This is a genomic window from Stenotrophomonas sp. LARHCG68 (assembly GCF_052871705.1).
The window spans coordinates 14586-27758 of the sequence record NZ_JBIXJV010000006.1 but is presented as its reverse complement, the minus strand read 5'-3'; the positions used below and the strand labels follow the sequence as shown (position 1 = coordinate 27758).

Sequence of the window (13173 nt, the reverse complement as noted above, 5' to 3'; positions counted from 1 at the left end):
CCTTCGCGGACTTCTGCATCGTGGCTATGTGTGTGATCTGGCTGCGGTGCACTGCGTTGTCAGCAGGGGGTCTCGGCCCCGCGCCGGTAGTACCACCACCAGGTAACGGCCAGGCAGGTGATGTAGAACGCAATGAATCCGTACAGCGCCATGTCGGGACCACCGGTCAGGGTGATCGACGAGCCGTAACTCTTCGGGATGAAGAACCCACCGTAGGCGCCGATGGCCCCGGAGAACCCCACCACCGCGGCGGACTCGATGCTGGCCTGGTGCGCGGCAGCCTTCTTTCCCTCGGCATCGGCGCCGGCCGACCGGCGTTCGTGCAGCGTCCGGAAGATCACCGGGATCATCCGGAACGTGGTGCCGTTGCCGATGCCGCTGAGCACGAACAGGGCCATGAACGACACCAGGAATCCCGGGAAGCTGCCGCCCACACCGTGGTTTGGCAGGAACTGCAGCACACCGAACACTGCCGCGATCATCAGCGCGAACACCCAGAACGTCAGGCGCGCGCCGCCCCAGCGGTCAGCCATGCTGCCGCCGACCGAGCGCATCAGCGCTCCGAGCAACGGTCCGATGAAGGCGTAGGTCATCGGGTTGACGTCCGGGAACTGGCTCTTGACCAGCATCGGGAACCCGGCCGAGAAGCCGATGTAGGAACCGAACGTGCCGATGTACAGCCAACACATCAACCAGTTGTGCTTGCGTCGGAAGATCACCGCCTGCTCGGAGAAGGACGAGCGCGCACTGGTCAGGTCGTTCATGCCGAACCAGGCCGCCACCGCAGCAATCGCGATCGCCGGCACCCAGATGAAGCCGGCGTTCTGCAGGAACATCTGCCCGCTGCCATCAACCAGCGGCTGCGGCTTTCCTCCGAGCGCACCAAACACGCCGACCGTGATCACCAGCGGGATGACCAGCTGCGAGACCGACACCCCGACGTTGCCCAGCCCGGCGTTCAGGCCCAGCGCCATGCCCTGTCGCTGCTTCGGGTAAAAGAAGGAGATGTTGGACATCGACGAGGAGAAGTTGGCCCCGCCGAAGCCGCACAGGATGGCGATGCAGACGAACACCCAGAACGGCGTGGCCGGGTTCTGCACCGCAAAGCCCAGCCACAGCGTGGGCAGCAACAACGATGCAGTGGAGAGTGCGGTCCAGCGCCGGCCGCCGAAGATCGGGATGACGAACGAATAGAAGATGCGCAGCGTCGCGCCGGACAGGCTGGGCAAGGCCACCAGCCAGAACAACTGGTCGGTGGTGAAATCGAAGCCGATGCGCGGCAGGCTGATCGAGACGGCGGAGAACATCACCCAGACCGAGAACGCCAGCAGCAGCGCGGGGATCGAGATGACCAGGTTGCGCGTTGCCACCCGCTGCCCTTTCTGCTCCCAGTAGGCAGGGTCCTCCGGGCGCCAGTCGGTGATGACGCGTCCGGCGGTGTCCTTGCGTGTTGCACGTTCGCTATCGACGGTCATACATGGCTCCGGGCTATGGAATGACGACGAGCTGCTGTGTCTGCGTGTTCCCCGTCGTCGTGGCGTCATTAGGCCGAGCGCGCCGGATGGCGGGGTTGATCTAGATCAATCGAATGCGCTTTCGTTGGGTATCTCTGACAAATGTCAAACGCAGTGCCGATGCGATGCTCAGGCGCGGCGCGCGACGCCTCGCTGGCGAATGCTGTCACGTACATCCACGTCGAACTCCACGTGCAGCACCTGCATGCCGGCAGGCACGTCCCACGCGACGCCATCACGGCTGGGCAGGCGCGCAGCCAGTGCGAGGACCCCTTCGCGTGGCAGCTTCAGCAGATACCCTTCGCCCTCCGCCATCAGTGCGGGATGGCTGTCGTCCTGCAGTTGCAGCGCCAGCGAGAAACCGCCGGCAGGACCGAAGGACGTAACGCTGCGAAGCACATCAGCGTCGAGCAGATGCGCAAGCTCCGCCTCGTCGATTCGCAGGCGGACCGATTGCTGCTGCAGCTGGATCTTCATGATGCAACGTCCTCCCATTGTGCGGGGGTATTGCAGTTGACCAGGTGTGCCGCATCAGTCGCGTCGAGCGGCAGCTCCAGTACGCCCAGTTCCCGCTGCAGCGCCTGCAGCGAACGGGGCCCGTCCGGGTCCTGGAGCATGGACGCCAGAAGATTGCGACAAGCGGCATCAATGTTCAACCGCATTGGCAGCGGTTGCCCGACGAACCGCGCACAGCGGCTGTGGGGCGCGTCACGCAATTGCATCAACAGGCGGGCATCCAGTCGTGGCATGTCCACCGGCACCACCCAGACGGGTCCATCGGCCAGCGTACGTAACGCGCTGTACAGCCCACCCAGCGGGCCGCAGCGCGGCACGCAATCAACGATGCCGTTCCACGCCGGATAGTCCCCGCTGACCCGGACCGGATCTGCACCGGCCTGTTGCAGCAACGCCTGCATGTGCACCAGCAACGGCACGCCCTGCCATGGCAGCAGGGCCTTGTCGCGGCCCATCCGCGAGGACAGGCCACCGGCCAGCACGATACCGGCGATCGCCCCGGCTTCAGCAGTGGGTTGGCTGGCCGTGGGCGTGTGCATGGCCATCCACTTCGGCTGTGTCCTGGCACAGGCTGCAGCCTTCGCTCCAGGCGCTGTCGCCATCTTCGTAGTGCTCCTGCTTCCAGATCGGCAGGCGGTGCTTGACCGACTCGATCAGTTGGCGGCACGCGCGGAACGCCGCATCCCGGTGCGGCGTTCCCGCCGCGACCACCACCGCAACCTCGCCCACCGCCAACCGCCCCTTGGCGTGGGCGACATACAGCGTGACGCGAGGGCCGAACTGCGCCTCCACTTCGGCGACCAACCGTCCGATCTCCTGCATCACCAAGGGCTCGAACAGGTCGTAGGTAATGCCCCGCACTGCACGCCCCTGGTTGAGGTCGCGCACCTTGCCGATGAACACGTCGATGCCTCCGAAACCCGCATCGGATACCGCGGCGATGGCCTCGGCCGGGTCAATGGCCGCGACCGTGCGGTCCACCACCTTCCACGCGTGTTGACCGCCCATGTCAGCCTCCACTCACTGGCGGCAGGATCGCCACGCGCCCGTCCTCGGGCAGGCGATCGCCGTCCCGCAGCACCTGGCGCTCATCGGCGAACGCCGAATAGTCGAGCAACCCGGCCTTGAACTGCGGCCATTGCCGGGCCAGCAACGCACGCAGCGCCCGGCGCAGGTCGCCCACCCGCTCGCCTTCAGTCTGTACGACGATCTCGCGGCTCGGGTCCAGTTCCGAGAACGCGCCGAACAACTGCACCTGTATCTGCTTCATGACATCTCCTGCATCAACAACCACACCGGATCGCGGTGCCCCAGGCCCCGCACCTGCACGCGTGTCCCAGCGCGGACAACGTCGTCCGCGCCATCGACGATCGCCCAGGCGTTGGCGTGGAGCTGGGTTTTCAAACGAAAGGATTCCTGACCGGCAAGCACCCTGACCGACAGGCTCCCCGTGGCATCAGCCACGACCTGGGCGCGCAGATGCACCCGCAACCCCGGCGGCTTGCGCAGGTCCGCCTGAAGGGGCAGCTGCAACGCCTGCTCGTCCACCATCGCGAGCATGCGCCGCAGCACCGGCTCCACGAAGAAGCGCTGCCCCACCGCAGCGGAAATCGGGTTGCCTGGCAGGCCGAAGTACAACGCGCCATCGGCAAGCCGCGCGAACAGCAACGGTTTGCCCGGCCGTATGGCGACCTTGTGGAAGACGATGCGCGCGCCACGGCCACGCAGTGCATCGGGAATGAAGTCATACCTGCCCTGCGACACCGCGCCGGTGCTGATCAGCACGCGCGCACCGGCGGCCGTCGCCTGGTCCAGGGCCTGCAGGAACATAGCGGGTTCGTCCCCCACCGCGCCCTGCCACACGACATCCGCGCCGGCCTGCTGCAGGCGCCTGACCAGATAAGGGCGATTGCTGTCGCGGATCTGCCCTGGCTCCAGAGCCTGTGCCCCATCACTGACCAGTTCCTTGCCGGTGGTGATCACCGCCACCGGCGGGCGGCGGGGGACCTGCACGGTGGTGATGCCAAGCGCATGCAGCAAGGTGACCGCATTGACGTCCAGCGTCGTGCCTTGCGGCAGCACTACCTCGCCCTGTGCCACGTCCTGGCCTCTCAGGCGAACGTGCTGGCCCGGCCTGACCGCCTCGCGCAAGCGGATGCGCAACGGCCGGTCCAGATGCGCTTCCAGCACCTCCACCTGCTCCACCGGCACCACGCTGTCCAACCCGGCCGGCATGTGCGCGCCGGTCATGATCTCCCAGGCGCCCTTGCCTCCCTGTACCGCAGCATCACCGGCGGCCTGCCATCCCTGAACCGTGAAGCTGCTGCCGGCGGCGATCTCCACGCCATCGGCACGCAACGCAAAGCCGTCCATGGCGGAGTTGTCGAAGGGGGGGAGATCCTGCACGCTGCCCACCGCCTCGGCCAGCACCCGTCCTTCGGCATGCGCCACGTCGACACGTTCGACCGGCATCGGCCAGGCGGCGTCCATCAAGTGCTGCAAGGCGTCGGCGTAGCTGATCATGCGTCCGTCTCGCGATGCTGGCCGTGGCCGAGGCCGTCCATCATCGCCAGCGCATGCCCCAGTACCGGGCGGATGATCTCCAGGCACTGGCCGACCGCACGCGGGCTGCCGGGCAGTGCGAACACCAGCATGCCGCCGACCTGCACCACATCGGCCCGGCTGAGCCAGGCCAACGGCGTGTGCTGCGCGCTCAGACTGCGCAGCATTTCCGCCAGGCCTTCCACGCGCCGCCCACCCACCGCCTGCAAGGCCTCCGGTGTGAGATCGCGCGGCCCCAATCCGGTGCCGCCGGTGCACAGGCAAGCCCGCACGCCCGAATCGGCCAGGGCCTGCAAGGTGCCTGCAAGCGGCTCGATGCCATCAGCAAGCACCTGCGCCGCGTCGACCACGCCGCCCATCGCCTTCAACCCTTCGACCAGCAAGGGGCCGGACTGGTCGGCGTACGTGCCCTGGCTGGCGCGGTCGCTCAAGGTGAGCACCGCGCAGCGTGCCCCCTGCAAGCCGCGCGGCGGGCGCGGCTTGAAGCGTTCACGCTCCTCGTCATCCATGCCCTGCGGATGCAACCACAACCCGCGCTTCCCGCCCTCCTTGAACAGGAGGCGGATGCTGCCGATCTCCAACGCCGGCTCCACCGGCTTGCTCAGGTCATACAGGGTGAGCAGCGCGGCATTCACGCCCGCCAGCGCTTCCATTTCCACACCGGTACGGGCCTCGCTGGCGCATTCGCACCACACGCGGATCGCCTGCCGCTCCGGCACCGCCGCGCAGTACACGTGCACCAGCTCAAGCGGCAGCGGATGGCACAACGGCATCAACGCCGATGCCATCTTCGCGCCCTGCAGGCCGGCGATTTCCGCCATCATCAGCGCGTCCCCCTTGGGCAAGCGGCGTTCGACGATCAAGGGGTACGCCACCGGGCCGGCAAACAACTCTCCCACCGCCACGGCCCGGCGCCGGGTGATGCGCTTGTCGCGGACATCGGCCATATGGAAGGCTGCATTCATCGCGCCACTCATCGTGTTGTTCATCCTCCAATGGAAGCCAGGTGCGGGGTGAGCCCGGTCAGGCCCTGGTGCAACCCATGCCCGGCGGCCTTCAGGCCGAGCTGGGTGGTAATGCGTGCAAGCAGTGCGTCGTGGTCATCGTCGGACTGCAGCAAAGGCCGCAACGCAATGCCGAAATCACCAAACAGGCACAAGCGAAGGTCACCGCGCGCGGTGACCCGCAGGCGGTTGCAACCCTTGCAGAAGTCGCGCGAGTACGGGGCGATGATGCCGAAGCTGCCGCGGTAATCAGGATGGGTGAACTCGCGCGCCGGGCCGGCATCGGCCGCGCGTGGACGCTGCTGCCAGCCGGCCGCGTGCAGCTGTTCGATGACCACGTCGGCATCCAGATGGTGGCGTTCGAAGTACGCCCGGTTGTCGCCGGTACGCATCAGTTCGATGAATCGCACGCTCACTGGCCGCTCACGCAGGAATTCCATCCATTGCGGCAGTTCGTCGTCGTTGCGTCCCCGCAACAGCACGGCGTTGAGCTTGATCGACTGCAGCCCCAGCTGCTGGGCCAACGCGATGCCCTCCAGCACCTCCGGGAGGCGGTCATGGCCGGTGATGGCATGGAACCGCTCGCGGCGCAGGCTGTCCATGCTGACATTCAGGGCCGTCAGGCCGGCGCGATGCCAGCCGGGCAGGCGGCGCGGCAGCAGGCAACCATTGGTGGTGATGGCCACCTTGTCGATGCCCGGCACGCGCGCGACGGTCTGGATCACCTGCTCCAGGTCCTTGCGCAGGCTGGGTTCGCCACCGGTCAGTCGGATCTTGTACATGCCCAGCGCGGCAAACGCCCGAACCAGCCGCCCGATCTCCTCCACCGCCAGGAACTGCGGCCGGCCATCAGCCTGGTACCCGTCAGGCAGGCAATAGCTGCAACGAAAGTTGCAGGCCTCGGTAAGCGACAGGCGCAGATAGGGAAAACTGCGACCGAAGCCATCGGTGAGTTGGCTCATGGCTGTTCCACCTCGTGACTCCACGCTTGTTCACCCGGCAACCCGGTGCGCCCTCATCGCATCAACTGGCTGCCAGCCTACGGGGGACAACCCGCCGGTGACATGACTTAAATCAATCCCTGCCCTGCCGGACTGTCCTGCGCTGTGGCAGCATGCCGGCACTGCCCCACGCCACCTGGCACAACCATGATGCTCAACGACTTTGATGGCCTGCTGCACGCGGCGGCCCAGCAGCAGCAACCCCAGCGTCTGTTGTTCGTCTTCGTGCGCGCGGACTTGCCCGAATCACCCACCTCGGACCAGCACCAGCGGCACGGCAACGGTGAAGGCGGAACCCTGTCCCCGGTACTGTGCGTGGACAAGGCCCCGCATGAACTGACGTCCTTCGCGGCCCTGGCAACCGAATCCAATACGACCGGCATCGCATGGGACCTGGTCTTCGTCGCCGCGCTGGACGGGCGCGCAGGCATCCCTCCTTCCAGTGATGAAGCCAGTCAACCGTTACAGCTGATGGTCAATGCCATCAATGACGGCCAGATCAGCCGGTTCGCGGCCTTCGACCGCGACGGCAACCCGGTCCAGTTCTACTGAGCAACCTGCTGCAGGGTCAGGAAGAAGATCACCAGCACGGTGTTCAGCCCCCAGGCCACGGTCAGGCCGCGTGCGGCCACGCCATAGTTGGGGTTGTGCGCGGAAGGGGCGGCACGCCAAACGGTCGGGATGATCCAGCCGGTGTACACCAGCAGCACCCCAAAGGTGCCCAGCATCAACGGGGTCATTCCCTGGGCCAGGGCCCACAGGGCCACTGCCCACAGCAGGTTGCTTGGAATCACGCCCAACAGCCAGAACACACGACCCAGTGGCGAAGGGGATGGATGGCCGCCCGACGCCGGCAGCGGGCTTGCGACAGTCATGAGTCCTCCTGCTGGATGGAACCAATGCATGTGCGGCGAGCTTGCGCCTGAACACCGGCAGCGTCAACTTCAATGGCATGCAGCCACGATTCCGTCGTCGCCAGGCAGAACGGCGTGAACATGGCCTGGCCACCGATGCTGGCACAGTCGCCGGATATGGCAATGCCATGGAGCCCCGGCTCGGGACCGCCGCCGACAGAGATGCCTGTCCATCGGCTGTCCACCCGCAGCGACATCGGCCTGCCCCACCGCCTCCGGAATTGCCAGCCCCACCATACGGACCGGCCAGATTTCTGAGCTATCCTCCGGCCAACGAGCCACTGCCCGGTCTCCACAGCGTTTAGCCAATCCGCCAGGTCGCTGCCCCGATGTCCGAATCCGACCCCGCTCCTGCTGATGACCTGCTCCCGGGAATCGTGGGTCGGCCGACGCTCCGCTGGCGTGCTGGCGAACGAAGCACGGTGATTGACCGTATTGCCGAGGAAGTCCCGGTTGCAATGCGCTACAACGGCGTTGCGTTCTCGGTCATGATGGCCACGCCCGCGGACCTGGAAGACTTTGCGCTGGGCTTTTCGATGAGCGAAGGCCTGATTCAACACGCCTCGGAATTACTCGGCGTGGAAGTCAGGCCCTGCATCGAGGGCATCGAGCTGTGCATGCGGGTATCGCACACTGCACCGGTCACCTCGCTGCCGCCTGCCGCGGCACGGGGATTGCCGGGGCGCAGTGGCTGCGGGCTATGCGGGGCCCGACAGCTGGAGGATGTGATGCGCATGCCCCCGCCGCTGGAAAGTCCCGCGACATACCCGGTCGCCTCCCTGCGATTCGCCTTGGCTTCGCTTGGCAGGATGCAACCCCTGAACACGCTGGCCGGCTCGACCCATGCCGCGGCATGGGTGGATCGCAACGGTCGAATCGTCCTTGTTCGCGAGGATGTCGGACGACACAACGCGCTGGACAAGCTCGCCGGCGCGATGCACCGCCAGTCCCTCTCGACAGAGGCGGGCCTTGTTCTGATCTCCAGCCGGGCCAGCTATGAAATGGTGAGCAAGGCGGCGCACGCAGGGATGGCCATTGTCGCTGCCGTTTCTGCGCCGACAGCCCTTGCCATCGATCTGGCCAAGGCAGCAGGCATCTGCCTGGTCGGCTTTGCCCGTCAGGACGGATTCAATGTGTACGCACACCCCGAAAGACTGCTCGGCTTCGAGACGGACACTCCCCTTTGCTGAACATTGGCGAACGCGCCATCGGGCCTGACGTCGGCATTGTGGGCGCCGAGCCCCGGGGGGAAAGGACCGGATGCCCCCGTGCGGAAACTCACATGGAATCAACAATCCGGCGTTCAATGTTGCCGCCATGCCGAGGGGGCCGCACGCCACTGGATGGGGTCGTTCCTTTTTGATGGCCCCGGGCGCTGGTCTCGGCAGGCGTCTGGGCAGCAACGCAATCCGGTGGCCGCTGCAGTTGCGCCGGGCGGATCATGCCAGCTGAAGGCGCCACCACCAGCCGTTCCACCCGGCCAACCCTCCTTCGATGTACCTGGACAAGTGAGGCATCGTCATGACCGAGAAGGACATCCCCGGCATCCGCAAGTACGATGCGCCGGCAGGTGGCTGGGGAGCACTCAGGGCAACTGCCAAAGCGATCAGTGAGCAGATGGCAGCCCCGGAGGCTGCAGCCACGCTGTACCGGACCAACAAGCCCGAGGGATTCGATTGCCCGGGATGCGCGTGGCCGGACCGCAAGCACACCTCAACCTTCCAGTTCTGCGAGAACGGCGCAAAGGCCGTCACCTGGGAAGCGACCCGGAAACGGGTCACGCCGGACTTCTTCGCATCCAACACTGTTTCGGCGTTGCTGGAATGGTCGGATTACCAGCTGGAAGACCAGGGCCGCCTGACCAGCCCGATGGCCTACAACGCCGAGAAAGACATCTACGAAGCCATCGGCTGGGACGAGGCGTTCAACCGCATCGGGCAGATCCTGCGTGAGCAGCCCGACCCCAACATGGTCGAGTTCTATACCTCCGGTCGGGCCTCCAACGAGGCCGCGTTCCTCTACCAGATCTTCGCCCGGGAGTACGGGACGAACAATTTCCCCGATTGCTCCAACATGTGCCACGAGGCAACGAGCGTCGGCCTGCCGAAGTCGATCGGGATTGGCAAGGGAACCGTCTCGCTGGATGACTTCGACACGTGCGAGCTCATCATCGCGATCGGCCACAACCCCGGAACCAATCATCCCCGCATGATGGGAACGCTTCACGAAGTCGCACGGCGCGGCGCCCCCATCATCGTCCTCAACCCCCTGCGCGAACGTGCGCTCGAGCGTTTCGCCGATCCACAGGACGCGCTGGAGATGGCGACCTTTGGTGCGACGGAAATTGCTTCGTCCTACCTGCAGCCACGGATTGGCGGGGACGCCGCCGCCCTGAAGGGCATCATGAAGGCGCTGCTCGAGATGGAGGCCGAACAAGGGAAAGCGGCCGGCATCCTGGACCGTGAATTCATCCAACGCCATACCAATGGCTTCGATGCTTTTTCCGAGGATCTGCGTGCGACCTCCTGGCAGGGCATCGTGTCTGAATCCGGCTTGTCCGAGGAGGACCTGCGCAAGGTCGCGCAAGCCTACGCCAAGTCCAAAGCGACCATCGTCACCTATGGCATGGGCGTCACCCAGCACAGCACCGGCACCGGCAACGTCCAGCAGATTGCCAACCTTCTACTCCTCCGGGGCAATATCGGAAAGCCCGGCGCGGGCATCTGCCCGTTGCGCGGCCACTCGAATGTCCAGGGAGATCGCAGCGTCGGCATCACCGAGAAACCCAGCGCCGAGATGATCGACCGGATCGAACGACGGTTCGGGTTCCGTGCTCCCGGCGCGCATGGCCATGATGCCGTTGCTGCCATGCAGGCCATCATTGATGGCCGCTCGCGCGTGCTCATCTGCCTCGGCGGCAATCTGGGGGTGGCACTGCCCGACGCGGAGGCCTGCTTCGCGGGCATGCGCAAGCTGGAGCTGTCCGTCCACATCGCCACGAAGCTCAACCGCAGTCACCTGCTGGTGGGCAAGCATGCCTTCATCCTGCCCTGCCTGGGTCGAACCGAGCAGGACATCCAGGACACGGGGCCCCAGGCCGTCACGGTGGAAGACTCCATGTCGATGGTGCATGCGTCACGTGGAAAGCTGAAACCCGCCTCCGAAGAGCTCCGCTCCGAGCCTGCGATTGTTGCGTGCATGGCCGCTGCAACCTTGCCGTCAAGCCGTGTGCAGTGGATGGACCTGGTGGCCGATTACGACCTGATACGTGACGCCATCGAAGCGGTGTTCCCGGATTTCTCGGACTACAACGCCAGGATCCGGATTCCCGGCGGCTTCCGCCTACCGCTGCCCCCCACTGAGCGCATCTGGCCCACGGCCTCCGGCAAGGCGGAGTTTCTCCGGTTCTCCGGCGTGGCCGAGGACCCCGTGGCGTCGGACGAGGCGGTCCTGAAGCTGGCCACCCTGCGTAGCCACGACCAGTACAACACCACGATCTACGGCCTGGATGATCGCTACCGTGGTGTCTTTGGCCGGCGTGACGTGGTCTTCATGAACGAAGAAGACATGCATGACCGCGGCATCCAGCAGGGCGACCAGGTCCGGGTGAGGACGGCACTGGACAACGAGGGGGACCGGGTCCTGGAGAACGTGATCGCCATCAGCTACAGGATCTCCAGGGGCTCCGTGGCGACCTACTACCCTGAAGGGAACTGCCTGATCCCGCTGAACTACATTGACCCGACGAGTGGAACACCTTCCTACAAGTCGGTGCCAGTGCACGTCACCCTGGCATAGCCCTGTTCACCGCCTGTGGGCTGGGGATGCCCGGAAGCATCGGCTTCCAGGCCTCCCTTCCTGCCCTGTCGCTGCCCGCCGCCGGCGACAGATTCAATTGGCCGGGCGCCAGCGCGCCGCTACCTCGGCGGAAAAAGCGGCATGGCTGCGCGGCGGCCTGCCCAGCAGCGCCGTCATCCGGGCGACGGTCTGCGGGGTGGCCGGCGAACCCTGCTGCTGGAACCCCTGGAACATCATCCGCAGGTCATGCGCAAAGCCGGCCGGCACGTGGCCTGCCAGCTCCCGCTCGAAGCCCACCAGGTCATCACCCGCATAGGCGATGTCGCGGCCCAGTGCCCTGCCCCATCCAGCGCAGAGGTCGCTGGCGGTGAGGTTGTCCGGCCCGACCAGGTCATGACGGACCAACGGCAGTGCATCCGCTGCATGCTCGCGGCGCAGCAGTTCATCGGCCGCGACCTGCGCGATGTCACGGGTGTCCACGTATGCCATGCCGCGGTGCCCGACCGGATGCGGATAGCACCCCGCCTCCAGTGCATCCTTCAACGACAAGTCGTTCTGCATGAAGAAGGCCGGGCGCAGGATGCTCGCCGCCATGCCGGTGGCCTCTATCATCCGTTCCGCCGCCACCTTGCAGGCGAAGTGAGGCACCTGCGGATGCAGCTCGCACTGGTAGACCGACAGGTAGACCACGCCGCGCACGCCGGCCTCCCGCGCGAGGTTCAGCACCGTCAGCGTCTGCTGCAGCTCATCGCCGACATTGGGCGCCAGCAGGAACAGCGTGGAGATGCCGGCCAGCGCGGCGCGCATGCCCGCCACATCGGCCAGCTCCCCCTGCACCGCGGCAACGCCCGGCGGGAACCCCGCTGCGGCGGGAGAGCGGGTCAGCGCCCGCACCTCGGCGCCGCGCCCGGCCAGCAGCCGTACCACTTCACGCCCGGTATGACCGGTGCTGCCGGTGACAAGGATGGCCATTGCATGTTCTCCAGGAAGTGCGCCGTCGTGCATCCGGTTGGATGACTTGACGATCGGAAGGCCCGGGAGAATATTGAGTGCCTGTCCCGGTTGGAAGTACGCACCGTTCGGTAAGTGCAATGAGCAGTCAGCAACCTCAACCCGATCCGGCACCGACACTGTCCGACCGCGTGCGTCGCGGTGACCTGTTCACGGGCCAGGACAATTGCCAATCACGCGAAGCTTTCGCGCATGTCACAAGCCTGTGGGGCGTGCTGTGCCTTATTGCCCTGCGCGAGGGCACGCAGCGCTACGCAGAGCTGCGCCGCATGACCAATGGCATCAGCGAGAAGATGCTGGTGCAGACGCTCAAGCGCCTGGAAGCAGATGGTTTCGTGCGCAGGACCGCCCATGCCGTGGTCCCGCCGCGGGTGGAGTACAGCCTTACCGGATTGGGCGAGGAAGTGGCCACGCATGTGGCGGCCCTGGCCGACTGGTTCGAGGTGAACCTGGCGCGCATCCAGCAGGCATCGCAGGGATCCCCGCCGGACTGACCCGGCGCGCCCATGGTGCGGCGGCACCTACTTCAGGGCGTCGGCACCCTTGCTGTGGAAGCGGCGTACCAACTCCTCCAGGTACAGGTCCAGCGACGCATGCTTCTGGTTGATGCCCCAGCGCACCGCATCGATCAACGTGGCATCACGCATCTCCGCCGGCGGGCTGAAATCGTTGGCGCGCTTGGCCCGATAACGACGGGCGCGTTCGGCCTGGGTCAGCGGTTCGCTGTAGATCTTGGGACGGCCACGCTTGCGCGGGGCATCGGCTTGTGGGGTGTTCTCGTCCTGCATTGCTTCAATTCTCCAGCGACCCGCGCACCTTAAAGTCACGCATCACAAATAACCAGCCCAACAGG

Annotated in this window: 16 protein-coding genes; 4 read left to right on the top strand and 12 right to left on the bottom strand. The window is 65.9% G+C overall.

Annotated features, from left to right (window positions below):
* Positions 1-59 precede the first annotated feature (59 nt).
* From ACIPR8_RS16635 to moaA, 8 genes are all read right to left on the bottom strand, one after another.
* The gene (locus ACIPR8_RS16635) at positions 60-1475 is read right to left on the bottom strand and encodes a NarK family nitrate/nitrite MFS transporter (RefSeq protein ID WP_446541731.1); all 1416 of its coding nucleotides are present in this window, start codon (positions 1473-1475) and stop codon (positions 60-62) included.
* A gap of 168 nt (positions 1476-1643) precedes the next feature.
* Positions 1644-1991: a DUF7009 family protein gene (locus tag ACIPR8_RS16630; RefSeq protein ID WP_446541730.1), complete on the bottom strand. Its 348-nt coding sequence runs from the start codon at positions 1989-1991 to the stop codon at positions 1644-1646.
* Entirely contained in the window at positions 1988-2569 is a 582-nt protein-coding gene (mobA, locus tag ACIPR8_RS16625) for a molybdenum cofactor guanylyltransferase (protein ID WP_446541729.1), read from the bottom strand. The genes ACIPR8_RS16630 and mobA overlap by 4 nt, the downstream gene beginning before the upstream one ends.
* Positions 2535-3038 carry a molybdenum cofactor biosynthesis protein MoaE gene (locus ACIPR8_RS16620; RefSeq protein WP_446541728.1) on the bottom strand — a complete coding sequence of 168 codons (504 nt, stop codon included), beginning with the start codon at positions 3036-3038 and terminating at the stop codon, positions 2535-2537. Before ACIPR8_RS16620 ends, mobA begins: the two co-directional genes overlap by 35 nt.
* Before the next feature lies 1 nt (position 3039).
* Positions 3040-3300, bottom strand: coding sequence for a MoaD/ThiS family protein (locus ACIPR8_RS16615; protein ID WP_192285632.1), 261 nt, complete (start codon positions 3298-3300; stop codon positions 3040-3042).
* The gene (locus ACIPR8_RS16610; RefSeq protein WP_446541727.1) at positions 3297-4553 is read right to left on the bottom strand and encodes a molybdopterin molybdotransferase MoeA; all 1257 of its coding nucleotides are present in this window, start codon (positions 4551-4553) and stop codon (positions 3297-3299) included. The genes ACIPR8_RS16615 and ACIPR8_RS16610 overlap by 4 nt, the downstream gene beginning before the upstream one ends.
* Complete coding sequence (gene moaCB / locus ACIPR8_RS16605; protein WP_446541846.1) at positions 4550-5569, bottom strand: bifunctional molybdenum cofactor biosynthesis protein MoaC/MoaB; 1020 nt, start codon at positions 5567-5569, stop codon at positions 4550-4552. Before moaCB ends, ACIPR8_RS16610 begins: the two co-directional genes overlap by 4 nt.
* Positions 5570-5577: 8 nt before the next feature.
* A complete protein-coding gene (moaA, locus tag ACIPR8_RS16600) occupies positions 5578-6558 on the bottom strand; it encodes a GTP 3',8-cyclase MoaA (RefSeq protein ID WP_192285628.1) in 981 nt (326 codons plus the stop codon).
* 186 nt (positions 6559-6744) lie between these two features.
* Between moaA and ACIPR8_RS16595 the strand changes: the two genes are divergently transcribed.
* Positions 6745-7149 (top strand): ribonucleotide reductase subunit alpha, encoded by a 405-nt coding sequence (locus ACIPR8_RS16595; RefSeq protein WP_192285626.1) that lies wholly within the window; start codon positions 6745-6747, stop codon positions 7147-7149.
* Here ACIPR8_RS16595 and ACIPR8_RS16590 read toward each other — a convergent pair.
* The gene (locus ACIPR8_RS16590; protein WP_446541726.1) at positions 7143-7472 is read right to left on the bottom strand and encodes a hypothetical protein; all 330 of its coding nucleotides are present in this window, start codon (positions 7470-7472) and stop codon (positions 7143-7145) included. The two genes, ACIPR8_RS16595 and ACIPR8_RS16590, sit on opposite strands and share 7 nt — an antisense overlap.
* Positions 7469-7708, bottom strand: a complete 240-nt coding sequence (locus tag ACIPR8_RS16585) for a hypothetical protein (protein ID WP_446541725.1) — start codon at positions 7706-7708, stop codon at positions 7469-7471. Before ACIPR8_RS16585 ends, ACIPR8_RS16590 begins: the two co-directional genes overlap by 4 nt.
* Positions 7709-7840: 132 nt before the next feature.
* On the opposite strand from ACIPR8_RS16585, the gene fdhD reads away from it, so the two are divergent.
* Together fdhD and ACIPR8_RS16575 are read left to right on the top strand one after the other, a co-directional pair.
* Positions 7841-8701, top strand: coding sequence for a formate dehydrogenase accessory sulfurtransferase FdhD (fdhD, locus tag ACIPR8_RS16580; protein ID WP_446541724.1), 861 nt, complete (start codon positions 7841-7843; stop codon positions 8699-8701).
* Between the two features lie 331 nt (positions 8702-9032).
* Positions 9033-11309, top strand: a complete 2277-nt coding sequence (locus tag ACIPR8_RS16575) for an FdhF/YdeP family oxidoreductase (RefSeq protein ID WP_446541723.1) — start codon at positions 9033-9035, stop codon at positions 11307-11309.
* 93 nt (positions 11310-11402) lie between these two features.
* Here the strand turns inward: ACIPR8_RS16575 and ACIPR8_RS16570 are convergent, their stop codons facing one another.
* Positions 11403-12281, bottom strand: coding sequence for an SDR family oxidoreductase (locus tag ACIPR8_RS16570; RefSeq protein ID WP_446541722.1), 879 nt, complete (start codon positions 12279-12281; stop codon positions 11403-11405).
* A 119-nt stretch (positions 12282-12400) separates the two neighbouring features.
* Between ACIPR8_RS16570 and ACIPR8_RS16565 the strand changes: the two genes are divergently transcribed.
* Positions 12401-12814: a winged helix-turn-helix transcriptional regulator gene (locus ACIPR8_RS16565; protein ID WP_192285614.1), complete on the top strand. Its 414-nt coding sequence runs from the start codon at positions 12401-12403 to the stop codon at positions 12812-12814.
* 27 nt (positions 12815-12841) lie between these two features.
* Here ACIPR8_RS16565 and ACIPR8_RS16560 read toward each other — a convergent pair whose 3' ends face one another.
* Positions 12842-13108: a hypothetical protein gene (locus ACIPR8_RS16560; RefSeq protein WP_132865979.1), complete on the bottom strand. Its 267-nt coding sequence runs from the start codon at positions 13106-13108 to the stop codon at positions 12842-12844.
* Between the last annotated feature and the right edge of the window lie 65 nt (positions 13109-13173).